Origin of the sequence: Streptomyces sp. NPDC019890 (assembly GCF_044903445.1) — a bacterium.
Taxonomy (GTDB): Bacteria; Actinomycetota; Actinomycetes; order Streptomycetales; family Streptomycetaceae; genus Streptomyces.
The window spans coordinates 46,884-72,265 of sequence record NZ_JBJDQK010000003.1 but is presented as its reverse complement, the minus strand read 5'-3'; the positions used below and the strand labels follow the sequence as shown (position 1 = coordinate 72,265).

Genomic DNA, 25,382 nt, shown 5'->3' with positions numbered 1-25,382 from the left:
GGAGCTGCTGGGGTGACGAGCCTCGAAGAGACGACCGAAGCGGAAGACTCGCGACCCAGCGGCTATGCGGCGGCCCGGCTGCGCCTTCTCAACGAGAAGGCGCAGTCCGGGCCGCCGCGCCGTGCGGCCCTGGCCAGACTGACCGACGACTGGCTCTCCGCGCTGTTCAGCACCGCATGCCTGGAGGCCGGGGTCCGCGGCGCGGCGCTCGTCGCCGTCGGCGGTTACGGACGCGGGGAGCTGTCCCCGCGCAGCGATCTCGATCTGCTCCTGCTGCACGACGGTTCCGCGGACGCGGCCGCGCTCGCCGGCCTCGCCGACCGGATCTGGTACCCGGTCTGGGACCTGGGGCTGGCTCTCGACCACTCCGTACGCACCCCGGGCGAGGCCCGCAAGACGGCCGGCGAGGACCTGAAGGTGCAGCTGGGGCTGCTCGACGCCCGCCATGTCGCGGGCGACCTGGGCCTGGTCGCGGGGCTGCGCACCGCCGTACTTGCCGACTGGCGCAATCAGGCCCCCAAGCGGCTGCCCGAGCTGGACGAGCTCTGCCGGGAACGGGCCGAGCGCCAGGGCGAGTTGCAGTTCCTGCTCGAACCGGACCTGAAGGAGGCGCGCGGCGGGCTGCGGGACGCCACCGCGCTGCGCGCCGTCGCCGCCTCCTGGCTCGCCGACGCGCCGCGCGAAGGGCTCGCCGAGGCGCGCCGGGCGCTGCTGGACGCCCGCGACGCGCTGCATCTGACGACCGGCCGGGCCACCGACCGGCTCGCTCTGCAGGAACAGGACCAGGTCGCCGCCGAACTCGGTCTGTTGGACGCCGACGCACTGCTGCGGCAGGTCTACGAGGCGGCGCGCACCGTCTCGTACGCCACCGACGTCACCTGGCGCGAGGTGAACCGGGTGCTCAAGGCGCGCTCCGTACGGCCCCGGCTGCGCGCCATGCTGGGCGGCGGACGCGGCCCGCAACCCGAGCGCAGCCCGCTCGCCGAGGGCGTCGTCGAGCAGGACGGCGAGGTGGTGCTCGCCCGCGCAGCGCGGCCCGAACGCGACCCCGTGCTGCCGCTGCGGGCCGCTGCCGCCGCCGCTCAGTCGGGCCTGCCGATCTCCCTGCACGCGGTACGGCGGCTCGCGGCCACCACCCGCCCGCTGCCCGTGCCCTGGCCCGCCGAGGCCCGCGAGGAGCTCGTCACGCTGCTCGGCGCGGGGGAATCGACCGTCGGGGTGTGGGAGGCACTGGAGGCCGAGGGGCTGATCACCCGGCTGCTCCCGGACTGGGAGCGCGTCCGCTGCCGGCCGCAGCGCAACGCCGTGCACACCTGGACCGTCGACCGGCATCTCGTCGAGGCAGCGGTCAAGGCCTCCGCGCTGACCCGTCGCGTCGGCCGCCCCGATCTGCTGCTGGTCGCGGCCCTGCTGCACGACATCGGCAAGGGCTGGCCCGGCGACCACTCGGTCGCCGGCGAGACCATCGCGCGCGATGTCGCCACCAGGATCGGATTCGACCGCGCCGACGTGGCCGTCATCGCCACGCTCGTACGCCACCATCTGCTGCTCGTCGAGACGGCCACCCGGCGCGATCTGGACGACCCGGCGACGGTCGCGTCCGTGGCGGAGGTCGTCGGCTCGGTCGGCACCCTGGAGCTGCTGCACGCCCTCACCGAGGCCGACGCGCTCGCCACCGGGCCCGCGGCCTGGTCGTCCTGGCGCGGCTCGCTGGTGGCCGACCTGGTGAAACGGGTCGCGGCCGTCCTCGCGGGCGACGCAGTGGCGGAGCCGGAGCCCGCGGCCCCCAGCGCCGAGCAGGAGCGGCTCGCCATCGAGGCGCTGCGCACCGGCGAACCGGTGCTGGCGCTGCACGCCCAGACCGAACCGGCCGCGGGCGAGGAACCCGAACCTGTCGGCGTCGAGCTGCTGATCGCGCTGCCCGACCAGCCGGGCGTACTGCCCGCGGCGGCCGGTGTGCTCGCCCTGCACCGGCTCACCGTCCGCGCCGCCGACCTGCGCTCCATCGAGCTGCCCGGCGAACTCGGCGGGCCCACCGGCGTACTGCTGCTGAGCTGGCGCGTTGCGGCTGAGTACGGCTCACTGCCGCAGGCGGCCCGGCTCCGCTCCGATCTCGTACGGGCCCTGGACGGCTCGCTCGACATCCCCGCCAGGCTGGCCGAGCGCGAGGCCGCCTATCCGCGCCGCCGTGGGGTCAAGGCCCCGCCGCCGCAGGTGACGGTGGCCGCCGCGGGTTCGAGTCTGGCCACGGTCATCGAGGTGCGTGCCCAGGACGCCCCGGGCCTGCTGCACCGGATCGGCCGGGCGCTGGAGGGCGCGGCGCTACGGGTGCGCAGCGCCCATGTCTCCACACTGGGTGCGAACGCTGTGGACGCCTTCTATGTGACGGGCCCCGAAGGGACACCGCTGCCCGCCGAAGAGGCCGTCGAGACGGCCCGTGCGCTGGAGGCGGTACTGCGCGCCTGACGTGAGCCCCCCCCACGGTGCAGACCCCACCGCGTGCGTCCGGATACCCTGGGGGGCACTGTCCGCCTGCCCACCTAGCCCGAGGATCCGCGACCACCGTGTTCGACACCCTCTCCGACCGCCTTGCCGCGACATTCAAGAACCTCCGGGGCAAGGGCCGCCTGTCCGAGGCGGACATCGACGCCACGGCGCGCGAGATTCGTATCGCGCTGCTCGAAGCGGACGTGGCGCTGCCCGTCGTCCGCGCCTTCATCAAGCAGGTCAAGGAGCGCGCGGCCGGTGCCGAGGTCTCCCAGGCGCTGAATCCTGCCCAGCAGGTCATCAAGATCGTCAACGAGGAGCTCATCGGCATCCTCGGCGGCGAGACCCGCCGGCTGCGCTTCGCCAAGCAGCCGCCGACCGTGATCATGCTCGCGGGTCTGCAGGGTGCCGGTAAGACGACGCTGGCCGGAAAGCTCGGCCTCTGGCTCAAGGGCCAGGGCCACTCGCCGCTGCTCGTCGCCTGTGACCTGCAGCGTCCGAACGCCGTGAACCAGCTGAGCGTCGTCGCCGAGCGCGCGGGCGTCGCGGTCTACGCGCCGGAGCCCGGCAACGGCGTCGGGGACCCGGTCAAGGTCGCCAAGGACTCCATCGAACACGCCAGGGCGAAGCAGTACGACGTCGTCATCGTCGACACCGCGGGCCGCCTCGGCATCGACACCGAGATGATGCAGCAGGCCGCGGACATCCGGGACGTGATCAGCCCGGACGAGGTCCTGTTCGTCGTCGACGCGATGATCGGTCAGGACGCGGTCAACACCGCGGAGGCCTTCCGCGACGGCGTCGGCTTCGACGGCGTGGTGCTCTCCAAGCTCGACGGTGACGCCCGCGGTGGTGCGGCGCTCTCCATCGCGCATGTCACCGGCCGCCAGATCATGTTCGCCTCCAACGGCGAGAAGCTGGACGACTTCGACGCGTTCCACCCGGACCGTATGGCGTCCCGAATCCTCGGCATGGGCGACATGCTCAGCCTGATCGAGAAGGCCGAGCAGACCTTCAGCCAGGAAGAGGCCGCCAAGATGGCCTCCAAGCTGGCGAGCAGCCAGGGCAAGGACTTCACGCTCGACGACTTCCTGGCCCAGATGGAGCAGGTCAGGAAGATGGGCTCCATCTCCAAGCTGCTCGGGATGCTGCCCGGCATGGGGCAGATCAAGGACCAGATCAACAACATCGACGAGCGCGATGTGGACCGCACCGCCGCGATCATCAAGTCGATGACTCCGGGCGAGCGTGCGGATGCGACGATCATCAACGGCTCGCGCCGGGCCCGTATCGCCAAGGGCTCCGGAGTCGAGGTCAGCGCGGTGAAGGGCCTGGTGGAGCGGTTCTTCGAGGCCCGCAAGATGATGTCGAGGATGGCGCAGGGCGGCGGGATGCCGGGAATGCCCGGGTTGCCAGGGATGGGCGGCGGTCCCGGCCGGCAGAAGAAGCAGGTCAAGCAGGCCAAGGGCAAGCGCAAGAGCGGCAACCCGATGAAGCGGAAGGCCGAGGAGCAGGCGGCCGCCGCGCGTCGTGAGCAGGCCGCGCAGGGCGGAGCCTTCGGTGTGCCGGCCGGTGAGCCGGGCAAGGACTTCGAGCTGCCGGACGAGTTCAAGAAGTTCATGGGCTGACACTTCGTACGGTTCGTACTGCTTTCCTGCGACTCGTACTGGTCTGGTCTCGTACGTCGACGTGGGCACCCGCCGAGCGGGTGCCCACGTCGCTTTTCTGGCTTAACGTCCGGATATGAGCAACCCCGTGCCGCCGCGTGAGACCCCGGACAAGCCGTGGCGCTCCGAGGGTGCGCCGCCGTCCCCTCCGCCCAGGCGCACCACCTTCGACGACGTCGCCGGGATCGACGAGATCAAGGGCGAGCTCAATGATGTCGTCGACTTCCTCAGGAACCAGCAGGCGTACCGGAGGATGGGCGCGAGAATGCCGGGCGGCGTTCTGCTGGCAGGGCCGCCCGGGACCGGGAAGACGCTGCTGGCGCGGGCGGTGGCGGGCGAGGCAGGGGTGCCGTTCTTCTCGGCGGCGGCCTCCGAGTTCATCGAGATGATCGTCGGCGTCGGGGCGGGCCGGGTCCGCGAACTCTTCGCCGAGGCACGCAAGGTGGCCCCCGCGATCATCTTCATCGACGAGATCGACACGATCGGGCGCGCACGCGGCGCCGGCGCGGGTCTGGGCGGGCACGACGAGCGCGAGCAGACGCTCAACCAGATCCTCACCGAGATGGACGGCTTCAACGGCTCCGAGGGCGTGGTCGTGCTGACCGCGACCAACCGGGCCGACATCCTCGACCCCGCCCTGACCCGGCCCGGCCGCTTCGACCGGGTCGTCCGGGTCTCGCCGCCGGACAGGGACGGCCGGGAGGCCATCCTCAAGATCCACACCCGGGCCATGCCGCTCGCCAAGGACGTCGACCCGGGCGAGATCGCGGGTGCCACACCGGGGATGACGGGCGCGGATCTGGCCAACCTGGCGAACGAGGCGGCACTGCGCGCGGTCAAGCACAAGCAGCCGGAGGTCACCCAGGCCGACTTCTGGGCCGCCCTGGAGAAGGTCCAGCTCGGCGCGGAGCGCCCGCTGGTCATGCCGGAGGAGGACCGCCGGCGCACCGCCTACCACGAGAGCGGCCACGCGCTCCTCGGCATGCTCCAACCGGGGGCGGACCCGGTCCGCAAGGTCACGATCGTGCCGCGCGGCCGGGCGCTGGGCGTCACGCTCTCCACTGCGGACGCCGACAGATACGCGTACACCGAGGAGCATCTGCGCGGCCGCATCACCGGCGCGCTCGGCGGCATGGCGGCCGAACACGTCGTCTTCAACGTCGTCACGACGGGCTCGGAGAGCGACCTGGAACAGGTCACCCACCTGGCCCGCGGCATGGTCGCCCGCTGGGGCATGAGCCAACGGGTCGGCCGCCTGACGGCGATCCCGAACGAGGCCCAACAGCCGTACGGTCTCTCGGCCGCGCCCGCGACGCTGGACGCCGTGGAGCACGAGATGCGGCGCATCGTCGACGAGTGCTACGAGAGCGCCTGCCGCCAACTCCGCGACAACCGCGACCGCCTGGACGCGCTGGCCAGGGCCCTGCTCGCCGACGAGACCCTGGACGAGCAGGCGGCGTACACCGCGGCGGGCATCCCCCGTCCGGACAACGACGGGTAGCGCCTGCGGCGGAGGAGCGGGCTCAACGTGTGCGGGCGATCAGATAGCGGAACACGTTCGGCATCCACACCGTCCCGTCCCGCCGCACATACGCCTGCAGCGCCTCGGCGATCTCCTTCTCCACCTGCCCCTGATCCGTCGCCCGTACCGCCGCCGCGTACAGCCCCGTCGACAGCAGCCCGCGCACCGCACTGTCCAGGTCCGCGTAGCCGAAGGGGCACGCCACCCGGCCCGAGCCGTCGGGCTTCAGGTCCGCCTGGGCCGCGACGTCCTCCAGGTCGTCGCGCAGTGCCGCGCGCCAGCCGCCGCTCGTGCGCAGGCGGTCCGTCAGGCGGCTCGCCACCCGCAGCGCCCCGGACGTGGCACACCGTTCAGGCGGGCCCCAGCCCGTCAGGACCACCGCGCTGCCGTGCTCCGCCAGCTCGACGGCCGCCGACAGCGCCGGTCCGAGCCCCTCGGAGTCGCCGGCCGCACAGCCGATCGGCTGAAAGACCGTGATCAGGTTGTACGGCGGCCGCGCGGCATCCGCCGCCGCCCTGGCATCCCCCTCCAGCAGCTCGACATCACCCCCGCCGCTCTCCTGCGGAGCCATCCGTTCCCGAGCCAGCGCCAGCCGCTCGCGGTCGGTGTCGCAGCCGGTCACGCGCGCGCCGCGCGCCGCCGCGATCAGCAGCGCCAGACCGGACCCGCAGCCCAGGCCCATCAGCCGCGTCCCTCCGCCGACCTCCAGGCGCTCGTAGACCGCCTCGTAGAGCGGTACCAGCATCCGCTCCTGGATCTCGGCCCAGTCACGGGCGCGAGCACCCGCCTGAGCCGGTGCCGCAGACGCCGTGTGGGGTCGGTGCTGGACGAGCGTTGGTGTCATCGAAAGCTCCCCAATCCGCCGAGAGGTCAGCCGAGCTCTGAAGGACAGCCCCCCGTGTGCGTACGCCTGCGCGCTCCCCCGTATGCCAGAGAACTGCGCATGCGCCCCCGCGTCCAGGGGTTGAATGGCAATGCTTGCGCCCCTCTGGTGTACGCCCTCGAGACGCAGAACGATTCACGTTCCGTACCGGTGTCGCCGTACGATGCGCGCCATGGCTAAGGCACCCGTTCTCACGCCCCAGGCGGAAGACTTCCCGCGCTGGTACCAGGACCTGATCAACAAGGCCGAGCTGGCGGACAACGGCCCGGTGCGCGGCACCATGGTCATCCGACCGTACGGATACGGCCTGTGGGAGCGGATGCAGCAGGAGATGGACGCCCGAATCAAGGACGCGGGTGCCCAGAACGCCTACTTCCCGCTCTTCATCCCACAGTCTTACCTGACACGGGAAGCTGAGCACGTCGAGGGCTTCGCACCCGAGCTCGCGGTCGTCACACACGGTGGCGGCAAGGAGCTCGAGGAGCCCGTCGTCGTACGTCCCACCTCCGAGACGATCATCAACGAGTACTTCTCGAAGTGGGTGCAGAGCTACCGGGATCTGCCCCTGCTGATCAACCAGTGGGCCAACGTGGTCCGTTGGGAGATGCGCCCGCGCGTCTTCCTCCGTACGACGGAATTCCTCTGGCAGGAGGGCCACACCGCCCACGCCACCTATGAGGACGCCCGCGACTACGCCGCCCACATCCACAAGAACGTCTACGCGGACTTCATGACCAATGTCCTCGGCATCGACGTGGTGCTCGGCCGCAAGACCCCCAGGGAGCGCTTCGCCGGCGCCATCAACACCCTCACGCTCGAAGGCATGATGGGCGACGGCAAGGCCCTCCAGATGGGCACGAGCCATGAGCTCGGCACCAACTTCTCGAAGGCCTTCAACACCACGTACCTGTCCAAGGACGGCAAGCAGGAGCTGGCCTGGCAGACCTCCTGGGGCACCTCCACCCGGATGGTCGGCGGCCTGATCATGTCGCACGGCGACGACAACGGACTGCGTGTCCCGCCGCGTCTCGCAGCCGTCCAGGTGGTCGTCATGGCCATCAAGGGCGACGAGGCCGTTGCCAAGGTCCGCGAGATCGGCGACCGGTTGAAGGCCGCGGGACTGCGCGTGCAGATCGACGACCGCATCGACACCCCCTTCGGCCGCCGCGCGGTCGACTGGGAGCTCAAGGGCGTACCGGTGCGCATCGAGATCGGCCCGCGCGACCTGGAGGCGGGCACCGCGATGCTGGCCCGCCGCATTCCCGGAGGCAAGGAGCCGGTGCAGATCGACTCGCTGGCGGATCTGCTGCCCACGCTCCTCGAAGAGGACCAGGCACAGCTGCTCAAGGAGTCCCGCGAGCGCCGTGAGTCGCGTACCAGCGAGGTGACGACGATCGAGGACGCCGCCGAGGCCGCTGTCGCCGGCGGCTGGGCGCGTATCCCCTGGTCGACGCTGGGCCAGGAGGGTGAGGCCGAGCTCGCCGAGCAGGCCGTGTCCGTACGGTGCCTGGTCGCCGAGGACGGGTCGGTGCCCGACGCCGACGACGCCCCCGGTACCGTCGCGATCGTGGCCCGCGCCTACTGATGCCCCGCCCGCGCCGGCCAATGGCGTGGCCGCCCCGGAATCGGGCGGCCGCCCCGGCGCGCGGACCTTGTCTACGCGCTGGGGCGTACGCGCCGCTACGTACCACCTTGGTGTGAGCTGTGAAGCTTCTCCACAGATCAGCGCACCCGCCCTCGTCAGGACGCATCAATGGCAACTGACTGGTACGTGCAAATTATTTGGGATGCCCCGGAATGGAACCCGCGAGCGCTTCGGCTCGTTATCACGACGTGAGCACGACACCACCTGTTCTCGCCGCAGAGCTGGCACAGGCGTGGGCCGATATTCAGCGGCACCACCCCGAGCTGCCGGACCTTGCCGCGCCCGAGTCCCTGATTGGAGAGTCCTCGTCCGCCTGCGGCGCCGAGCTCTCCTTCGAGCGACTGCTCCACGAGGCAGTCCACGGCATCGCCGCCGCCCGAGGTGTCCGCGACACCTCCCGCGCCGGCCGCTATCACAACCGCCGATTCCTGGCGATCGCCGAGGAGATGGGCCTGGACCATAGCGACGAGCCGCACCCCAGCAGCGGCTTCTCGCTGGTCACGCTCAATCCCGAGGCCAAGAGGCGGTATCGACCCACCATCGAGAGACTCCAGCGCGCCCTCAAGGCGCACACGGCGGCGACGGCCTCCGACACCAAGCGCAGCTTCCGCGGGCCGGCCGCCCGGCACGGCTCGTCCGGCGGCGGAGTGCGGGTCAAGGCCGTCTGCGACTGCGGGCGCAATGTCCGGGTCGTACCGTCCGTCCTCGCGCAGGCCCCCATCGTCTGCGGCGGCTGCGGCAAGCCCTTCCGTATCCCGGAAGCGGTCGCCGCGGCGAGCTGATGGCTCCCGCCCACGAGGTGGTGCCGCCGACGGGGCGAAAGCAGGTCAGGGTCGACCCGGCCGCGTTCGCGAGGTGTTTCTCGGTGAACCGGTCGGGTGCGAGCCCGCTGCCGCCGTGTGGCACAATGGCTAGCTGTACTCGACAGCCGCACAGGAACCCTCTCGCCTCCGGCTGACGCGTCCATCGGGCACCCGAGTACCGCAACCCCACGTGGCATCTCGTTGTGCCCAACCACGTCAAGACCAGGAGACACCACTTCCGTGGCAGTCAAGATCAAGCTGAAGCGTCTGGGCAAGATCCGTTCGCCTCACTACCGCATCGTCGTCGCCGACTCCCGTACCCGCCGTGACGGCCGGGCCATCGAGGAGATCGGCCTGTACCACCCGGTGCAGAACCCCTCGCGCATCGAGGTCAACTCTGAGCGTGCGCAGTACTGGCTGTCCGTCGGCGCCCAGCCGACCGAGCCCGTCCTCGCGATCCTGAAGCTCACCGGTGACTGGCAGAAGCACAAGGGCCTGCCGGCCCCGGCGCCGCTGCTCGTCGCGGAGCCGAAGGACAAGCGCGCCGCGTTCGAGGCCTTCACCAAGGCCATCGAGGGTGACGAGCCGAAGGGTGAGGCGATCACCCCGAAGGCGAAGAAGTCCGACAAGAAGGCGGACGAGGCTGCTGAGGCCGCCGCGTCCACCGAGTCGACCGAGGCCTGAGCATGCTCGAGGAGGCTCTCGAGCACCTCGTGAAGGGCATCGTCGACAACCCGGACGATGTGCAGGTCGCCTCGCGCAACCTGCGCCGCGGGCGTGTGCTCGAGGTCCGGGTCCACCCCGACGACCTCGGTAAGGTGATCGGCCGCAACGGCCGCACCGCGCGCGCCCTGCGCACCGTCGTGGGCGCCATCGGCGGCCGTGGCATCCGCGTCGACCTCGTCGACGTGGACCAGGTTCGCTGACACGTTGTTGAACACCGGCTCGGGCCGGGGGGCCTGAGGGCTCCCCGGCCCGAGCTGTTTCAAGCCACCGCAACAGCAACCATCAATCGAGCAACCGCGACGGCGATGTGCCACATCCGCGAGAGCGGGGGCACCTCCGAGCCCGCTGGGGCGGGGGAGGTTCAGCCGGAAAGAATGGGGAGAAGCAAGCGTGCAGCTGGTAGTCGCGCGGATCGGCCGCGCCCACGGGATCAAGGGCGAGGTCACCGTCGAGGTGCGTACGGACGAGCCGGAGCTGCGGCTCGGGCCCGGCGCCGTACTCGCCACCGAGCCGGCGTCGGTGGGACCGCTGACGATCGAGACCGGCCGGGTGCACAGCGGCCGGCTGCTGCTGCGCTTCGAGGGCGTACGCGACCGGAACGCCGCCGAGGCCCTGCGCAACACCCTCCTCATCGCCGAGGTCGACCCGCAGGCGCTGCCGGAGGAGCCCGACGAGTACTACGACCACCAGCTGATGGACCTCGATGTCGTCCTCGCCGACGGCACCGAGATCGGACGGATCACCGAGATCTCGCATCTGCCCTCGCAGGACCTCTTCATCGTCGAGCGGCCCGACGGCAGCGAGGTGATGATCCCCTTCGTCGGGAAGATCGTGACCGAGATCGACCTCGAGCGGCAGCGTGCGGTCATCGACCCGCCGCCCGGCCTGATCGACGACAGCGAGGCGGAGATCGCTTCGTCGAGGGACGAGAACTGATGCGGCTCGACGTCGTCACGATCTTCCCCGAGTACCTCGAACCGCTGAATGTCTCGCTCGTCGGCAAGGCACGCGCGCGTGGGCAACTTGATGTTCACGTGCACGACCTGCGCAGGTGGACGTACGACCGGCACAACACCGTCGACGACACCCCCTACGGCGGCGGCCCCGGCATGGTCATGAAGACCGAGTCCTGGGGCGACGCGCTCGACGACGTGCTGGCGAGCGGTTACGAGGCGGGAGCGCACGGCCCTGTCCTGGTCGTTCCCACCCCGAGCGGGCGCCCCTTCACCCAGGAGCTCGCCGTGGAACTCTCCGAGCGGCCGTGGCTGATCTTCACGCCCGCCCGCTACGAGGGCATTGATCGCCGGGTCATGGACGAGTACGCGAGCCGGATGCCGGTCCACGAGGTGTCCATCGGCGACTACGTCCTGGCCGGCGGCGAGGCTGCCGTACTGGTGATCACGGAGGCCGTGGCCCGGCTGCTGCCCGGCGTCCTCGGCAATGCCGAATCCCACCGGGACGACTCCTTCGCGCCCGGCGCGATGGCCAATCTGCTTGAGGGCCCCGTCTACACCAAGCCGCCCGAGTGGCGTGGGCGCGCCATTCCGGAGGTGCTGATCAGCGGGCACCACGGGAAGATCGCGCGCTGGCGGCGGGACGAGGCACTGCGCCGTACCGCCCTCAACCGGCCGGACCTGATTGAGCGTTGTGACCCCGACACCTTCGACAAGAAGGACCGGGAGATGCTGTCCATCCTGGGCTGGGCGCCGGAGCCGGGCGGCCGATTTTGGCGCAGGCCCCAGCCCGTGGAAGAATAGGCCGCTGCTGTGCGTCCGGCCGGCGCCCCTGCCACAGGGGGAACGACGCCCGCTCGACGCGGACAGCACCCTGAACCTCATCTCGATCATTCCGCTGATGACCTGTGGCATCGGCGAGGAAGCAGACCACCATGTCTCACCTGCTCGACAACGTCAACGCGGCTTCGCTGCGCGGCGACCTTCCCGCGTTCCGTCCCGGCGACACCGTGAACGTCCACGTGCGCGTCATCGAGGGCAACCGCTCGCGTATCCAGCAGTTCAAGGGCGTTGTCATCCGCCGCCAGGGCTCGGGCATCAGCGAGACCTTCACGGTCCGCAAGGTCTCCTTCTCCGTCGGCGTCGAGCGCACCTTCCCGGTGCACAGCCCGATCTTCGAGAAGATCGAGCTCGTCACCCGCGGTGACGTCCGTCGCGCGAAGCTGTACTACCTGCGTGACCTGCGCGGCAAGGCTGCCAAGATCAAGGAGAAGCGCGACAACTGAGCTCCGGCTCACACTCGCGCACAGCTTCGTCTTAACCGCAGTCATAGGGCGGCCGGATAGGCTCTGCCCTCGATGGACACCGAAGCGAAGCACACCGAGCGCGACCGCTCTTCCGCCCCTGAAGCCGGGGATGAGGGAGAGGGGTCGCGCTCCGTGCGTTCTTCGCGCCGCTCAGGGCGTCTTGGTGGCCTGGGTACACCTCTCTCCGGGATGTCGCTGCGCAGGGCCGGGCTGCTCGGCGTGGCCTGCACCCTGCTCGTGCTGCTCTTCAGCCACTTCGTGATACAGCCCTTCCAGATCCCCAGCAGTTCCATGGAGCCCACCCTCGAGGTCGGGGACCGGGTGCTGGTGAACAAGCTGGCGTACCGTTTCGGTTCGGAGCCCGAGCGCGGGGACGTCGTTGTGTTCGACGGCACGGGATCCTTCGTACAAGAGGGACTTGAGGAGAATCCGGTCAGCTCCCTGACGCGCGGCGTGTTCGCGGCGCTGGGGCTGGCCGAGCCCGCCGAGACCGACTTCGTCAAGCGCGTGGTCGGGGTCGGCGGTGACCGCGTGGTCTGCTGCGACAAAGGGGGCAGGGTCGAGGTGAACGGCGTACCCGTCGACGAGAGATATCTCCATCCCGCCGACGTCCCTTCAGAGGTCCCCTTCGACATCGTCGTCCCCCAGGGCACCTTGTGGGTCATGGGAGACCACCGGAGCAACTCCCGTGACTCCCGCGACCATCTCGGCGAGCCCGGCGGCGGCATGGTGCCCGTGGACAAGGTGATCGGCCGCGCGGACTGGATCGGCTGGCCGATCGGCCGCTGGACCTCCCTGGAGCGCACCGACGCCTTCTCCCGCGTACCGGAGGCGGAGCGAATGCCGGACGGCGCCCATGGGTAACCGAGGGCGTCGTGCAAGCCACCGGGCGGACACCCGGCTGCCGACCGGGACCCGGCCGACGGACGGCGGCCGGACGCTGCCCGGACGCGCCGAGCGGCGCAGGCTCGCACAGAAGGTCAAGCGCAAGCGCCGCCGGTCGGCCGTGAAGGAGATACCACTCCTGATCACCGTGGCGCTGATGATCGCGCTGGTTCTGAAGACGTTCCTGGTGCAGGCCTTTGTGATCCCGTCCGGCTCGATGGAGCAGACGATACGAATCCAGGACCGCGTCCTGGTGGACAAGCTCACCCCGTGGTTCGGCTCGAAGCCGCAGCGCGGGGACGTCGTCGTGTTCAACGACCCGGGCGGCTGGCTGCCGCCGAGCGAGCAGCAGAAGGAAGACCCGGTCGGCGTCAAGCAGGTCAAACAGGGTCTGACCTTCATCGGACTGCTGCCCTCGGACGACGAGCAGGACCTGATCAAGCGCGTGGTCGCGGTCGGCGGGGACACCGTGAAGTGCTGCGACAAGGACGGCCGGGTCACCGTCAACGGCGTACCTCTCATCGAGCCGTATCTGAACCCCGGAAACGTTCCCTCGACGCTGAAGTTCGAGGTCAAGGTGCCCGCCGGGCGGATCTTCGTGATGGGGGACCACCGGGCCAACTCCGCGGACTCGCGTTTCCATCTCGACGAGAGGGACCACGGCACAGTCTCGGAGGAGCAGGTCGTCGGGCGCGCGGTCGTCATCGCCTGGCCGATCGGCCACTGGCGCAAACTGGAAGAGCCGGAGACGTACGCCTCCGTCCCCAACGCGCGCGCCGGGTCGACCGCAGCACTCTCCGTGTCGAATAGGGTGTCCCTTCAGGATCTGAACGGAATGGTCCTGCTCCCGAGCCCTGCGGAACTCCCGCTCGTTATGGGAGTGGTGGGCCTGCGCCGTCTTCGGGGCAGGCGGTTCGCACGGAGTGAGGAGTGGATGTGGGGGATGTGGCCGTCGGCGCACGATCCGGACACGACGATCCGGAGGAAAGGCCGGGGAAGCTCGCCGAGTCACCCGCAGCCGTGACGGACGATTCGGCGACGCGGACGCCGGGGACGGCGGGAACCATGGACGCCGAGCACACTCAGGACGATTCTTCCGAGGGTGGTTCGTCCGAGAGCAGTGGTACGGGACAGAAGAAGCAGCGATCCTTCTGGAAGGAACTGCCGCTCCTGATCGGTATCGCGCTGCTTCTCGCGCTCCTCATCAAGACCTTCCTGGTGCAGGCGTTCTCGATCCCCTCGGACTCGATGCAGAACACTCTGCAGCGGGGTGACCGGGTGCTGGTCGACAAGCTCACCCCGTGGTTCGGCTCGGAGCCAGAGCGCGGCGAGGTCGTCGTCTTCCACGACCCGGGCGGCTGGCTGGAGGGCGAGCCCACCCCGAACACGAACGCCGTGCAGGACTTCCTCAGCTTCATCGGCCTGATGCCCTCGGCCGAGGAGAAGGACCTGATCAAGCGGACGATCGCGGTCGCCGGCGACACGGTGGAGTGCAAGAAGGGCGGTCCGGTCAAGGTCAACGGCAAGGCGCTCGACGAGCCGTACATCTTCCCCGGCAGTACCCCCTGTGACGACCAGCCCTTCGGACCCTTCAAGGTGCCGAAGGACCGGATCTGGGTGATGGGCGACAACCGTCAGAACTCCCGCGACTCCCGCTACCACATGGAGGACGTGAACGGCGGATTCGTACCGGTCGACAAGGTCGTCGGACGCGCTGTCGTGGTGGCCTGGCCGCTCAACCGCTGGGCGACACTGCCGATCCCCGACACCTTTGACCAGCCCGGCATCAACGCCGCTGCTGCCGCCGCCTCGGCCGCTCCGATGGCGATGGGCGCCGCGGGCGCGCTGCCGATCGTGCTCTGGCGCAGGAGGAGGCTGACCTCCGGGCGTACCGCCGGGTAGGGTGCCGTCCCAGATCGCCGATCCCCGGGACTGGATTCCCGGGGACCGAATCTCCGAAGTGGGGAGCGCTGGGATGAGCGGAAATGGACGTACGGAAGACGGCCGCGGCCGGCTCGGCAATGCATTGTCGGGTCTGGCCGTGGCCGTCGGCTGTGTGCTCTTCCTCGGCGGGTTCATCTGGGGAGCCGTCGTCTACCAGCCGTACACCGTGCCGACCGACTCGATGACCCCGACCGTGATGGCGGGGGACCGGGTGCTGGCGGAGCGGATCGACGGCGACCAGGTGCGGCGCGGGGACATCGTGGTCTTCCGCGACAAGCAGTGGGGCGACATGCCGATGGTGAAGCGTGTGGTCGGCGTGGGCGGCGACAGGATCGCCTGCTGCGGCGACGGCGGCAGGCTCACCATCAACGACAAGGCGATTGCGGAACCGTATCTGCTCAACAAGGGGCCCGCCTCGAACAGCTTCACGGCGACGGTGCCCCAGGGTCAGCTGTTCCTGCTCGGTGACGAGCGCATGGGCTCGCTGGACTCCCGCGTACACCTTCAGGACCCCGGGCACGGGTCGGTGCCGCGCTCGGCCGTGGAGGCGCGGCTGGACGCCGTGGCATGGCCCCTGAACGGCGGCCTGGTGGAGCGGCCCGAGGGATTCGCGGCGCTGCCGGGCGGGGTGTCACAGCCGGGTCCGGTGAAGCTGATGGTCGGGTCGGTGGTGGTCGGGGCCGTACTGATCGTCGGGGGAGCGGCGTACGGGCCGCTCGCGCGGCGGCTGTCACGGAAGGCGCGCAGGGCGTCGGACGACGGTGGGCGCGGGAGTGCCGGGCGCGGGACGGCGGCCGCCGGTGTCGGCTGAGGACCGCGAACGTGGGGCCGGCGAGGCCCCGGGCCGTGAAGGCGGGCTGCGGAGGGTCGCGCGGGTCGTACTGCTCGATCCGCAGGACCGCATTTTGCTGATGCACGGGTACGAGCCCGAGGACCCGGCCGACCGCTGGTGGTTCACGCCGGGCGGGGGCCTGGAGGGCGACGAGACCCGGGAAGAGGCCGCGCTGCGCGAGCTGGCCGAGGAGACCGGGATCACCGAGGTGGAACTGGGCCCGGTGCTGTGGCGGCGGATCTGCTCGTTTCCGTTCGACGGACGGCGCTGGGACCAGGACGAGTGGTACTTCCTGGCACGTACCGCACAGACGGCCACCGCCCCGAACGGGCTGACGGAGCTGGAGCAGCGCAGTGTCTCGGGGCTGAGGTGGTGGACCTCCGCCGAACTGTCGGCGGCCCGTGAGACGGTGTATCCGACCAGGCTCGCCGAGTTGCTGCGCACGCTGCTCGACGAGGGTCCCCCGCGTACGCCGGTGGTCCTGGCCCCAGAAGTCGTCTAGGGGACATGAGGCTGGCGCACAATAGGGGGACGCACGGCTGAAGGGGAACATGCCATGAGCGCCGAGGACCTCGAGAAGTACGAGACCGAGATGGAGCTGAAGCTCTACCGGGAGTACCGAGATGTCGTCGGGCTGTTCAAATATGTGATCGAGACCGAGCGTCGCTTCTACCTCACCAATGACTACGAGATGCAGGTGCACTCGGTGCAGGGTGAGGTCTTTTTCGAGGTCTCGATGGCGGACGCATGGGTCTGGGACATGTATCGACCGGCCAGGTTCGTCAAGCAGGTGCGGGTACTGACGTTCAAGGACGTGAACATCGAGGAGCTCAACAAGAGCGATCTCGAACTTCCGAGCAGCTGAGCCTCGGGTGACTGAGTTATCCACAATGCATGGGTTGTCCACCAAGATCCACTAGTGGAGAGCTGAAGCGTCACAGTCGGTGCCGGAGGTGGTGCCGATATGAACGCGACGGGGGCACTGGGGCGGTACGGCGAGGATCTGGCGGCGCGGCTGCTGACCGAGGCCGGCATGACGGTGCTGGCGCGGAACTGGCGCTGCGGGCGGGCCGGTGAGATCGACATCGTCGCCCGGGACGGCGACATGGTGGTCGTCTGCGAGGTCAAGACCCGGAGGGCGGGTCCGTTCGAGCATCCGATGGCCGCGATCACGCCGACGAAGGCGGAGCGGCTGAGACGGCTCGCCGAGTGCTGGCTGGAGAAGTCCGGGGGACCGCCGCCGGGCGGGGTGCGCATTGATCTGGTGGGGATTGTGCTGCCCAGACGCGGTGCGCCGCGGCTCGAGCATGCGCGGGGGGTGGCCTGATGGGGTTCGCGCGTACGTGTTCTGTGGCGCTGGTGGGCGTCGAGGGCGTAGTGGTCGAGGTCCAGGCGGACCTCGAGCCGGGCATTGCCGCGTTCGCTCTGGTGGGGCTGCCGGACAAGAGCCTGGTGGAGAGCCGCGACCGGGTCAGGGCGGCGGTCGTCAACTCCGGCGGCGAGTGGCCGCAGAAGAAGCTGACCGTGGGACTCAGCCCGGCGTCGGTGCCCAAAGGGGGAAGTGGATTCGATCTCGCCGTGGCCACGGCGGTGCTCGGCGCGGCGGAGCGCATCGACCCGAAGGACATCGCCGATCTGGTGCTCATCGGGGAGCTAGGGCTCGACGGCCGGGTGCGGCCGGTGCGCGGGGTGCTGCCGGCCGTTCTCGCGGCGGCCGAGGCGGGGTACCGGCAGGTCGTCGTCCCCGAGCAGACCGCGGGGGAGGCGGCGCTGGTCCCGGGGATCTCGGTCCTTGGCGTGCGGAGCCTTCGGCAGCTCATCGCCGTGCTGACCAACGAACCCGTGCCGGCGGAGGAACCGGTCCCCGAGGGCAGCCCGGACCCCATGCTGGCCGGGCTGCTGGTGCCCGGCGCCGGGGTGGGCACGGGGCTGGCAGGGGAGAGTGCGGACGGGCCCGACCTGGCGGATGTCGCCGGACAGACCGCGGCACGTACAGCGCTGGAGGTCGCCGCGGCGGGCGGCCACCACCTTCTGCTGCACGGGCCGCCGGGCGCGGGCAAGACGATGCTGGCGGAGCGGCTGCCCGGGGTGCTGCCGCCGCTGACCAGACGGGAGTCCCTGGAGGTCACCGCCACCGCCGTGCACTCGGTGGCGGGGATCCTGCCCCCGGGCCAGCCCCTGGTGCGCACGCCGCCGTACTGCGCCCCGCACCACTCGGCGACGATGCAGTCGCTCGTCGGCGGAGGGAACGGGCTGCCCAGGCCGGGAGCCGTGTCCCTGGCCCACCGGGGTGTGCTCTTTCTCGACGAGACTCCCGAGTTCTCGGGCAAGGCACTGGACGCCTTGCGGCAGCCGCTGGAGTCGGGGCATGTGGTGGTGGCGCGGAGCGCGGGAGTGGTGCGGCTGCCCGCCCGCTTTCTCATGGTCCTGGCGGCCAACCCCTGCCCCTGTGGGCGGCACACCCTGCACGGGGCCGGGTGCGAGTGCCCGCCGTCGCTGATCCGGCGCTATCAGGCCCGGTTGTCCGGGCCGCTGCTGGACCGGGTCGATCTGCGGGTCGAGGTCGAGCCCGTCACCCGCAGCGACCTGCTGGGCCGGGGCGGCCGGGGCGAGCCGACAGCGGTCGTCGCGGCACGGGTGCGGGAGGCCAGAGAGCGTGCCGCGGCACGGCTGCGGGGCACCCCATGGACCGTCAACAGCGAGGTGCCGGGCCATGAGCTGCGTACGCGCTGGCTGGTCGCCCCCGGGGCGATGGCCGCGGCCGAGCGGGACATGGAGCGCGGACTGCTCACAGCCCGCGGCATCGACCGGGTGCTGCGGGTGGCGTGGACGATCGCGGACCTCGCCGGGCGGGACCGGCCGCAGTCGCACGATGTCGACCTGGCCCTTGAGCTGCGTACGGGCATCTCACGCGGCGCGCCCATGCCGGTCGGCGCGGGAGGGCCCTGATGGAGGGGGAGCGGGCGTGTGTGGGGGAGCCGGAGCGGATGGCGCGGGCCGCATTGACGCGGGTGATCGAGCCGGGTGACGAGCACGGCGGTCGATGGCTGCGCCAGTTCGGGGCGAGGGAGCTGATGGCCCGGTTCACCTCGCCGGAGTACGCGAACCACAAGAACGCGGGGCTCGCGGGGATCACCCCACGGCGGCTCGCGGGCTATCGGATACGGGCGGCGGCGGCCGTACCGCACCGCGACCTGGCCGCGGTCGCAGCCGTCGGCGGCCGCTTCATCTGCCCCGGCGACCAGGAGTGGCCCACCCAGCTCGACGACCTCGGTGACGCCAGACCCATCGGGCTGTGGCTGCGGGGCCGGGCGGACCTGCGTAAATGGGCGCTGCGCTCGGTCGCCGTCGTCGGAGCCAGAGCCTGCACTCCGTACGGGGCACATATGGCGGCCGGCCTCGCTTCCGGGCTCGCGGAACGCGGCTGGGTGGTGGTGTCCGGGGCGGCGTTCGGAGTCGACGGCTCGGCGCACCGCGGCGCGCTGGCCGCGGGCGGCGCCACAGTCGCTGTCCTCGCCTGCGGGGTCGACGTCGTCTATCCGCGCGGCCATGCCGAGTTGATCGGGCGCATCGCGGAACAGGGTCTGGTCATCGGGGAGTTGGCGCCGGGTGACCACCCCACGCCCAGCAGATTCATTCTGCGGAACCGGGTGATCGCCGCGCTGACCAGGGGCACCGTCGTCGTCGAGGCCGAGTACCGCAGTGGTTCGCTGGTCACGGCGCGCAGCGCACAGCAGCTGGGACGCTTCACAATGGGCGTCCCGGGGCCGGTCACCAGCGGGCTCTCGGCCGGGGTGCACGAACTCCTGCGCGGGGAGGGTGTGCTGGTCACCGACGCCGCCGAAGTGGCCGAGCTGGTCGGCAACATCGGCGACCTCGCGCCGGACCGGCGGGGCCCGGTGCTCCCCAGGGATCTGCTGGATCCCGTCAGCTCACGGGTTCTTGAGGCGCTCCCGGCCCGTGGCGCCGCCGACGGCCACCAGGTCGCCCGCGGCGCCGGGACGACGACCGACGAGGCGCTCGGCAGGCTGTACGAACTGCACTCGCTGGGGTTCGTCGAACGGCACGGAGACGGCTGGCAGTTGACGCACAGCCCGAGCCGCGGTTCGAACGCGCGGCGAGGCGGTCCTTGACCTGGAGCATTCGGGTGAAAAGGTGTTGCCGATGACCTTTGCAGCCCTCTCGGCGACGCCTCTGGGGCCGGCGCGCGCGGCGCCGGCCCCGGTTCGAAGGTGTGGGCGAGGGCCGATACCCGCAGAGGTGCGTTCCCTCGTCCTTCGCCCACCGCAACACCACAGTCACGCTACGCTCACCAGGTTCCCGGCCCAGACGCTCGTCCCTCTCCCCCCTCACAGCAGAACGGCTCAAGGCAACGCATGCCCCAGCACACCTCCGGGTCTGACCGCGCGGCAGTGCCCCCCGCTGCCCGTGGCACCGTGCGGCCCCCCGCTCCCTCGTCGCTGGACGAGTTGTGGCGGTCGTACAAGGCCACGGGTGACGAGCGGCTGCGAGAGCAGTTGATCCTTCACTATTCGCCGCTGGTGAAGTACGTCGCCGGCCGGGTGAGCGTGGGTCTTCCGTCCAATGTTGAACAAGCGGACTTCGTCTCCTCCGGGGTCTTCGGACTCATTGACGCCATCGAGAAGTTCGACATCGACCGGTCGATCAAGTTCGAGACGTACGCGATCACCCGGATCCGCGGCGCGATGATCGACGAACTCCGTGCGCTGGACTGGATCCCACGCTCCGTGCGGCAGAAGGCCAGGGCCGTGGAGCGCGCCTATGCCACGCTGGAGGCGCAGTTGCGGCGTACGCCCTCGGAGTGCGAGGTCGCCCAGGAGATGGGGATCGCGGTCGACGAACTGCACGCGGTTTTCAGCCAGTTGTCGCTGGCGAACGTCGTGGCCCTGGAGGAGCTGCTCCATGTCGGCGGCGAGGGCGGCGACCGGCTCAGCCTGATGGACACGCTCGAGGACACCGCCGCCGACAACCCCGTCGAGGTGGCCGAGGACCGGGAGCTGCGCCGGCTGCTCGCGCGCGCCATCAACACCCTGCCGGAGCGCGAGAAGACCGTCGTCACCCTCTACTACTACGAGGGCCTGACCCTCGCCGAGATCGGCAATGTCCTCGGCGTCACGGAGAGCAGGGTCAGCCAGATCCACACAAAGTCGGTGCTCCAGCTGCGGGCGAAGCTGGCAGACGTCGGGCGCTGACGCCGAATCGTGCCTGCCTCAACCACCTCATCCGTACAGTGGAGGCGTGCCAAGGATTCGAGCGGCCTCCGTGGCCGAGCACCGGACGATGCAGCGCGGCGCCCTGCTGGACGCCGCGCGTTCCCTGCTGTCCGAGGGCGGCACGGAGGCGCTGACCTTCCCCGCCCTCGCCGAGCGCACGGGCCTGGCCAGGTCCTCCGTATACGAGTACTTCCGCTCGCGCGCCGCGGTCGTCGAAGAGCTCTGCGCGGTCGACTTCCCCGTCTGGGCGGCGGAGGTCGAGGCCGCGATGCAGGTGGCGGACACGGCCGAGGGCAAGGTCGAGGCGTACGTACGCAAGCAGCTGGAGCTCGTCCGGGACCGGCGCCACCGGGCCGTCGTCGCGATCTCCGCGAGTGAGCTGGACGCCGGGGCGCGGGAGAAGATCCGTGCCGCGCACGGCGGGCTGATCGCGATGATCGTGGAGGCCCTGGGCGACCTGGGACAGGACCACCCCCGGCTGGCGGCGATGCTGCTCCAGGGCGTGGTGGACGCGGCGGTGCGACGCATCGAACTCGGCGCGGCCGAGGATCCGTCGGCGATCGCGGACACGGCCGTGGCCATGGCTCTCCGAGGCGTCCGCGCCTGACCCCGCGGTCCGCCGCGCCCCTTCGGTGCCGCGCCCCGCGCCGCCCCTGCCGTTCCCTTCGATCCGGCGTACGCCGCGGCGGATGCGCGCCTCGCTGCCCCGGTGCGGCCGCGTTCCGAGCGCGACGGAGTTCACGGTGGGCCACTGCCGTCGGGAGCAGGAGCAGTGCCGCGAACAGCACTCCTCCCGCGCTCGCGAGAGCCGGGGCGAGGGCCGGAGCGCGGACCGGCTCCAGCGGCGGGACGCCGAAGACCGGCAGCAGACGGGACGGCGCGCGGTGCAGCAGCCAGGGCGGTAGCAAGGAGAGCGGGTCCAGATACTCCGGCCCGCGCAGCAGGCCCCAGTGCAGGCACCCCGACGCACAGTGCGAAGGACCGGGCTCGACGGTTGCCACCACCTGGCCCGCTCTCACATCCGCGCCCACGGGGAGCAGCGGGCGGACGGGTCCGTATGTCGTGCGCAGCGGCGGGTCACCCGTACCGGTGAGGGTCAGGGTGAGCACTCCGCGGCCCGCGACCTGGCCCGCGAAGGAGACCCTGCCCGGCGCGGGTGCCCGCACCGCCGTGCCCGGCGGCGCGGCAAGATCCACTCCGCGGTGGCCGGGACCGTAGGCCGAATCGGGCGGCTCCCAGCCTCGTACGACGACCGGGCGCGGTGGCCCCACGGGCCAGCTCCGGTCGGCTGAGTCGTCGGCCCGGGCGGGCGCGGTACTCGCCCAGAGCAGGGACAGCAGCAGGGTCGGCAGCAGGGACAGGAGCAGCGGCAGATTCAGGGACAGAACCAAGGACGGCGACACAGAGCGAAGGCGGCGGCACATGTACAGACCGTCCCGCACGACCCCGTTCCCGAGTGGATCATGGTTCCGATCTGTGGAGTACCGACCAGTTGTGGACAGCGCCGTCACCCGACACCGCGCCGGTCCCGTACACTTCTTCTGGCGATCCGGGTCACCGGGTCGACTTCGCACGCCCCGCCACCACATCCTCTTCAGGTCGGTGGCCGCGCTCCTCGGTCCCTTGTGGCACGGCGCGTCGGGGCGTCAGGACATAACCGAGAATCCAAGGAGATACGGCCATGGCCGTCGTCACGATGCGGGAGCTGCTGGAAAGCGGCGTCCACTTCGGTCACCAGACCCGTCGTTGGAACCCGAAGATGAAGCGATTCATCTTCACGGAGCGCAACGGCATCTACATCATCGACCTGCTCCAGTCGCTGTCGTACATCGACCGCGCCTACGAGTTCGTCAAGGAGACCGTCGCCCACGGCGGCTCCATCATGTTCGTCGGCACCAAGAAGCAGGCCCAGGAGGCCATCGCCGAGCAGGCGACGCGCGTTGGTATGCCGTACGTCAACCAGCGTTGGCTGGGCGGCATGCTCACCAACTTCTCCACCGTCTACAAGCGCCTTCAGCGTCTGAAGGAGCTCGAGCAGATCGACTTCGAGGATGTGGCCGCGTCCGGCCTCACCAAGAAGGAGCTCCTGGTCCTCTCCCGCGAGAAGGCCAAGCTGGAGAAGACCCTCGGTGGTATCCGCGAGATGCAGAAGGTGCCGAGCGCCGTCTGGATCGTCGACACCAAGAAGGAGCACATCGCCGTCGGTGAGGCGCGCAAGCTCCACATCCCGGTCGTCGCGATCCTGGACACCAACTGCGACCCCGACGAGGTCGACTACAAGATCCCGGGCAACGACGACGCGATCCGCTCCGTCACCCTGCTCACCCGCGTGATCGCCGACGCCGTCGCCGAGGGCCTCATCGCCCGTTCCGGCGTCGCCACCGGTGACTCCAAGCCGGGCGAGAAGGCCGCCGGCGAGCCGCTCGCCGAGTGGGAGCGCGACCTCCTCGAGGGCGAGAAGAAGGCCGACGACGCCGAGGCTCCGGCCGCCGCCGAGGCCGAGAAGCCGGCCGAGGCCGCTGCTGAGGCTCCGGCCGCCGAGGCCCCGGCTGCTGAGGCTCCGGCTGCCGAGGCCCCGGCCGCGGACGCCGAGCAGGCCTGACCTCACAGGTTCGGTAGTTGACGGCGGGGGACGGTGCCACAAGCGCCGGCCCCCGCCGCTCACCCGTAGATCTTCGACTTTCGACTTTCGAGAGAGATTCAAAGGACATGGCGAACTACACCGCCGCTGACGTCAAGAAGCTCCGCGAGCTCACCGGCGCCGGCATGATGGACTGCAAGAAGGCGCTCGACGAGGCCGAGGGCAGCGTCGACAAGGCCGTCGAGGCTCTGCGCATCAAGGGCCAGAAGGGCGTCGCCAAGCGCGAGGGCCGCTCCGCCGAGAACGGCGCCGTCGTTTCCCTGATCGCCGACGACAACACCTCCGGTGTCATCGTCGAGCTGAAGTGCGAGACGGACTTCGTCGCCAAGGGTGAGAAGTTCCAGGCCGTCGCGGGTGCGCTCGCCGCGCACGTCGCCGCGACCTCTCCGGCCGACATCGACGCGCTGCTCGCCTCCGAGATCGAGGCCGGCAAGACCGTCCAGGCGTACGTCGACGAGGCCAACGCCAACCTCGGCGAGAAGATCGTCCTGGACCGCTTCGCGCAGTTCTCCGGTGCCTATGTCACGGCGTACATGCACCGCACCATGCCTGACCTCCCGCCGCAGATCGGTGTCCTTGTCGAGCTCGACAAGGAGAACGCCGAGATCGCCAAGGGTGTCGCGCAGCACATCGCCGCCTTCGCGCCGAAGTACCTCTCCCGCGAGGACGTCCCGGCCGAGGTCGTCGAGACCGAGCGTCGCGTCGCCGAGGAGACCACGCGCGCCGAGGGCAAGCCCGAGGCCGCCCTCCCGAAGATCGTCGAGGGGCGTGTCAACGGCTTCTTCAAGGAGGCCACTCTCCTTGGCCAGCCGTACGCGCTCGACAACAAGAAGTCCGTCCAGCAGATCCTGGACGAGGCCGGTGTCAGCCTGAAGCGCTTCGCGCGCATCAAGGTCGGCATCTGAGCCGGTACGCGATCGACGCCGGAGCCCGCTAGGGTTCCTTACGCAGTCGCCGGTCGCGCTCGCACCGGACGACCGCAGATCTGACGAGGAGGCCATTGCCGACAGGGACAACAAACACCCCACGGCAATGGCCTTCTTCGTATGTGCACGAGGAGATCCCCATGAACAAGGGCGCGGACGCCAATCAGGCTGCCGACGACAAGAGCGACCACGACGCCAACAACGCCGGCCGCTTCATGCTGAAGCTGTCCGGTGAGGCCTTCGCCGGCGGCGGCGGACTCGGCGTCGACCCCGACGTCGTACACGCCATCGCGCGCGAGATCGCCGCGGTGGTCCGCGACGGCGCTCAGATCGCGGTCGTCATCGGCGGTGGCAACTTCTTCCGCGGGGCCGAGCTCCAGCAGCGCGGGATGGACCGGGCCCGCTCGGACTACATGGGCATGCTCGGTACGGTGATGAACTGCCTCGCCCTCCAGGACTTCCTGGAGAAGGAAGGCATCGACTCCCGCGTCCAGACCGCCATCACGATGGGGCAGGTCGCGGAGCCGTACATCCCGCTGCGTGCGGTACGGCACCTGGAGAAGGGCCGGGTCGTCATCTTCGGCGCCGGTATGGGGATGCCGTACTTCTCCACCGACACCACCGCGGCGCAGCGCGCCCTGGAGATCGACGCCCAGGCCCTGCTGATGGGCAAGAACGGCGTCGACGGGGTCTACGACTCCGACCCGAAGACCAACCCCGACGCGGTGAAGTTCGACGCGCTGGAGTACGGCGAGGTGCTCTCCCGCAACCTCAAGGTCGCCGACGCCACCGCCATCACGCTCTGCCGCGACAACGCTCTTCCGATCCTCGTCTTCGAACTGCTCACCGAGGGCAATATCGCTCGGGCCGTCAAGGGTGAGAAGATCGGCACGCTCGTGAGCGACCAGGGCACCAGGGCCTGACCCG

24 protein-coding genes and 3 pseudogenes are annotated in these 25,382 nt (G+C 70.3%); 25 read left to right on the top strand and 2 right to left on the bottom strand.

Annotated elements, in window-relative coordinates:
- The first annotated feature begins 12 nt into the window (after window positions 1–12).
- From ACI2LP_RS08725 to ftsH, 3 genes and pseudogenes are all read left to right on the top strand, one after another.
- Entirely contained in the window at window positions 13–2,466 is a 2,454-nt protein-coding gene (locus ACI2LP_RS08725) for a [protein-PII] uridylyltransferase (RefSeq protein WP_404723820.1), read from the top strand.
- A 98-nt stretch (window positions 2,467–2,564) separates the two neighbouring features.
- On the top strand, window positions 2,565–4,115 hold the full coding sequence (ffh, locus tag ACI2LP_RS08720) for a signal recognition particle protein (protein ID WP_404723819.1): 1,551 nt from the start codon (window positions 2,565–2,567) through the stop codon (window positions 4,113–4,115).
- Between the two features lie 187 nt (window positions 4,116–4,302).
- Window positions 4,303–5,655, top strand: a pseudogene (ftsH, locus tag ACI2LP_RS08715) (ATP-dependent zinc metalloprotease FtsH); the annotation flags it as partial.
- A gap of 22 nt (window positions 5,656–5,677) precedes the next feature.
- On the opposite strand, the gene ACI2LP_RS08710 reads toward ftsH, so the two are convergent.
- Window positions 5,678–6,520, bottom strand: a complete 843-nt coding sequence (locus ACI2LP_RS08710; protein ID WP_404723818.1) for a methyltransferase domain-containing protein — start codon at window positions 6,518–6,520, stop codon at window positions 5,678–5,680.
- Between the two features lie 211 nt (window positions 6,521–6,731).
- Here ACI2LP_RS08710 and proS point away from each other — a divergent pair, with 211 nt between their 5' ends.
- The 19 genes and pseudogenes from proS (at window position 6,732) to ACI2LP_RS08615 (ending at window position 21,793) form a co-directional block, all read left to right on the top strand.
- A complete protein-coding gene (proS, locus tag ACI2LP_RS08705) occupies window positions 6,732–8,144 on the top strand; it encodes a proline--tRNA ligase (RefSeq protein WP_404723817.1) in 1,413 nt (470 codons plus the stop codon).
- Window positions 8,145–8,392: 248 nt separating this feature from the next.
- Complete coding sequence (locus ACI2LP_RS08700) at window positions 8,393–8,986, top strand: hypothetical protein (RefSeq protein WP_360875272.1); 594 nt, start codon at window positions 8,393–8,395, stop codon at window positions 8,984–8,986.
- Window positions 8,987–9,247: 261 nt separating this feature from the next.
- On the top strand, window positions 9,248–9,691 hold the full coding sequence (gene rpsP / locus ACI2LP_RS08695; protein ID WP_404723816.1) for a 30S ribosomal protein S16: 444 nt from the start codon (window positions 9,248–9,250) through the stop codon (window positions 9,689–9,691).
- A 2-nt stretch (window positions 9,692–9,693) separates the two neighbouring features.
- Window positions 9,694–9,933: an RNA-binding protein gene (locus ACI2LP_RS08690; protein ID WP_005311361.1), complete on the top strand. Its 240-nt coding sequence runs from the start codon at window positions 9,694–9,696 to the stop codon at window positions 9,931–9,933.
- A 190-nt stretch (window positions 9,934–10,123) separates the two neighbouring features.
- Window positions 10,124–10,669 (top strand): ribosome maturation factor RimM, encoded by a 546-nt coding sequence (gene rimM / locus ACI2LP_RS08685; protein ID WP_404723815.1) that lies wholly within the window; start codon window positions 10,124–10,126, stop codon window positions 10,667–10,669.
- The gene (trmD, locus tag ACI2LP_RS08680; protein WP_404723814.1) at window positions 10,669–11,490 is read left to right on the top strand and encodes a tRNA (guanosine(37)-N1)-methyltransferase TrmD; all 822 of its coding nucleotides are present in this window, start codon (window positions 10,669–10,671) and stop codon (window positions 11,488–11,490) included. Before rimM ends, trmD begins: the two co-directional genes overlap by 1 nt.
- Window positions 11,491–11,621: 131 nt before the next feature.
- Window positions 11,622–11,972 (top strand): 50S ribosomal protein L19, encoded by a 351-nt coding sequence (rplS, locus tag ACI2LP_RS08675; protein ID WP_360875280.1) that lies wholly within the window; start codon window positions 11,622–11,624, stop codon window positions 11,970–11,972.
- 72 nt (window positions 11,973–12,044) lie between these two features.
- A complete protein-coding gene (lepB, locus tag ACI2LP_RS08670; RefSeq protein ID WP_404723813.1) occupies window positions 12,045–12,857 on the top strand; it encodes a signal peptidase I in 813 nt (270 codons plus the stop codon).
- A pseudogene (gene lepB, locus ACI2LP_RS08665) lies at window positions 12,850–13,906 on the top strand (signal peptidase I); the annotation flags it as partial. The gene lepB (ACI2LP_RS08670) and the pseudogene lepB (ACI2LP_RS08665), both read left to right, overlap by 8 nt.
- Window positions 13,824–14,780, top strand: coding sequence for a signal peptidase I (gene lepB / locus ACI2LP_RS08660; RefSeq protein WP_404723812.1), 957 nt, complete (start codon window positions 13,824–13,826; stop codon window positions 14,778–14,780). The pseudogene lepB (ACI2LP_RS08665) and the gene lepB (ACI2LP_RS08660), both read left to right, overlap by 83 nt.
- A 73-nt stretch (window positions 14,781–14,853) precedes the next feature.
- Window positions 14,854–15,633 carry a signal peptidase I gene (gene lepB, locus ACI2LP_RS08655; protein WP_404723811.1) on the top strand — a complete coding sequence of 260 codons (780 nt, stop codon included), beginning with the start codon at window positions 14,854–14,856 and terminating at the stop codon, window positions 15,631–15,633.
- Complete coding sequence (locus ACI2LP_RS08650; protein WP_404723810.1) at window positions 15,623–16,156, top strand: NUDIX hydrolase; 534 nt, start codon at window positions 15,623–15,625, stop codon at window positions 16,154–16,156. Before lepB (ACI2LP_RS08655) ends, ACI2LP_RS08650 begins: the two co-directional genes overlap by 11 nt.
- A 54-nt stretch (window positions 16,157–16,210) precedes the next feature.
- Window positions 16,211–16,519 (top strand): DUF2469 domain-containing protein, encoded by a 309-nt coding sequence (locus ACI2LP_RS08645; RefSeq protein ID WP_055510545.1) that lies wholly within the window; start codon window positions 16,211–16,213, stop codon window positions 16,517–16,519.
- Window positions 16,520–16,618: 99 nt separating this feature from the next.
- On the top strand, window positions 16,619–16,981 hold the full coding sequence (locus ACI2LP_RS08640) for a YraN family protein (protein ID WP_404723809.1): 363 nt from the start codon (window positions 16,619–16,621) through the stop codon (window positions 16,979–16,981).
- On the top strand, window positions 16,981–18,603 hold the full coding sequence (locus ACI2LP_RS08635) for a YifB family Mg chelatase-like AAA ATPase (protein ID WP_404723808.1): 1,623 nt from the start codon (window positions 16,981–16,983) through the stop codon (window positions 18,601–18,603). The genes ACI2LP_RS08640 and ACI2LP_RS08635 overlap by 1 nt, the downstream gene beginning before the upstream one ends.
- On the top strand, window positions 18,603–19,787 hold the full coding sequence (gene dprA / locus ACI2LP_RS08630; protein ID WP_404723807.1) for a DNA-processing protein DprA: 1,185 nt from the start codon (window positions 18,603–18,605) through the stop codon (window positions 19,785–19,787). The genes ACI2LP_RS08635 and dprA overlap by 1 nt, the downstream gene beginning before the upstream one ends.
- 243 nt (window positions 19,788–20,030) lie before the next feature.
- Window positions 20,031–20,867, top strand: a complete 837-nt coding sequence (whiG, locus tag ACI2LP_RS08625; protein WP_360875295.1) for an RNA polymerase sigma factor WhiG — start codon at window positions 20,031–20,033, stop codon at window positions 20,865–20,867.
- Between the two features lie 70 nt (window positions 20,868–20,937).
- Complete coding sequence (locus ACI2LP_RS08620) at window positions 20,938–21,495, top strand: TetR/AcrR family transcriptional regulator (protein ID WP_404724427.1); 558 nt, start codon at window positions 20,938–20,940, stop codon at window positions 21,493–21,495.
- An 82-nt stretch (window positions 21,496–21,577) separates the two neighbouring features.
- Window positions 21,578–21,793, top strand: coding sequence for a hypothetical protein (locus ACI2LP_RS08615; protein WP_404723806.1), 216 nt, complete (start codon window positions 21,578–21,580; stop codon window positions 21,791–21,793).
- On the opposite strand, the pseudogene ACI2LP_RS08610 reads toward ACI2LP_RS08615, so the two are convergent.
- A pseudogene (locus ACI2LP_RS08610) lies at window positions 21,734–22,312 on the bottom strand (M23 family metallopeptidase); the annotation flags it as partial. The gene ACI2LP_RS08615 and the pseudogene ACI2LP_RS08610 sit on opposite strands and share 60 nt — an antisense overlap.
- Before the next feature lie 257 nt (window positions 22,313–22,569).
- Here ACI2LP_RS08610 and rpsB point away from each other — a divergent pair.
- The 3 genes from rpsB to pyrH all read left to right on the top strand — a co-directional run bounded on the left by rpsB (window position 22,570) and on the right by pyrH (window position 25,378).
- Window positions 22,570–23,490 (top strand): 30S ribosomal protein S2, encoded by a 921-nt coding sequence (gene rpsB, locus ACI2LP_RS08605; protein ID WP_404723805.1) that lies wholly within the window; start codon window positions 22,570–22,572, stop codon window positions 23,488–23,490.
- A gap of 107 nt (window positions 23,491–23,597) precedes the next feature.
- Complete coding sequence (tsf, locus tag ACI2LP_RS08600) at window positions 23,598–24,434, top strand: translation elongation factor Ts (protein WP_404723804.1); 837 nt, start codon at window positions 23,598–23,600, stop codon at window positions 24,432–24,434.
- A gap of 161 nt (window positions 24,435–24,595) precedes the next feature.
- A complete protein-coding gene (gene pyrH / locus ACI2LP_RS08595) occupies window positions 24,596–25,378 on the top strand; it encodes a UMP kinase (RefSeq protein ID WP_404723803.1) in 783 nt (260 codons plus the stop codon).
- The last annotated feature ends 4 nt before the right edge of the window (window positions 25,379–25,382 follow it).

Coding starts and splice junctions, on each gene's coding strand:
- ACI2LP_RS08710 (WP_404723818.1), bottom strand. CDS start 6,520: ATGACACCAACGCTCGTCCAGCACCGACCCCACACGGCGTCTGCGGCA.
- proS (WP_404723817.1), top strand. CDS start 6,732: ATGGCTAAGGCACCCGTTCTCACGCCCCAGGCGGAAGACTTCCCGCGC.
- ACI2LP_RS08690 (WP_005311361.1), top strand. CDS start 9,694: ATGCTCGAGGAGGCTCTCGAGCACCTCGTGAAGGGCATCGTCGACAAC.
- trmD (WP_404723814.1), top strand. CDS start 10,669: ATGCGGCTCGACGTCGTCACGATCTTCCCCGAGTACCTCGAACCGCTG.
- rplS (WP_360875280.1), top strand. CDS start 11,622: ATGTCTCACCTGCTCGACAACGTCAACGCGGCTTCGCTGCGCGGCGAC.
- lepB (WP_404723813.1), top strand. CDS start 12,045: ATGGACACCGAAGCGAAGCACACCGAGCGCGACCGCTCTTCCGCCCCT.
- lepB (WP_404723811.1), top strand. CDS start 14,854: ATGAGCGGAAATGGACGTACGGAAGACGGCCGCGGCCGGCTCGGCAAT.
- ACI2LP_RS08645 (WP_055510545.1), top strand. CDS start 16,211: ATGAGCGCCGAGGACCTCGAGAAGTACGAGACCGAGATGGAGCTGAAG.
- ACI2LP_RS08640 (WP_404723809.1), top strand. CDS start 16,619: ATGAACGCGACGGGGGCACTGGGGCGGTACGGCGAGGATCTGGCGGCG.
- ACI2LP_RS08635 (WP_404723808.1), top strand. CDS start 16,981: ATGGGGTTCGCGCGTACGTGTTCTGTGGCGCTGGTGGGCGTCGAGGGC.
- dprA (WP_404723807.1), top strand. CDS start 18,603: ATGGAGGGGGAGCGGGCGTGTGTGGGGGAGCCGGAGCGGATGGCGCGG.
- whiG (WP_360875295.1), top strand. CDS start 20,031: ATGCCCCAGCACACCTCCGGGTCTGACCGCGCGGCAGTGCCCCCCGCT.
- ACI2LP_RS08615 (WP_404723806.1), top strand. CDS start 21,578: ATGCGCGCCTCGCTGCCCCGGTGCGGCCGCGTTCCGAGCGCGACGGAG.
- rpsB (WP_404723805.1), top strand. CDS start 22,570: ATGGCCGTCGTCACGATGCGGGAGCTGCTGGAAAGCGGCGTCCACTTC.
- tsf (WP_404723804.1), top strand. CDS start 23,598: ATGGCGAACTACACCGCCGCTGACGTCAAGAAGCTCCGCGAGCTCACC.
- pyrH (WP_404723803.1), top strand. CDS start 24,596: ATGAACAAGGGCGCGGACGCCAATCAGGCTGCCGACGACAAGAGCGAC.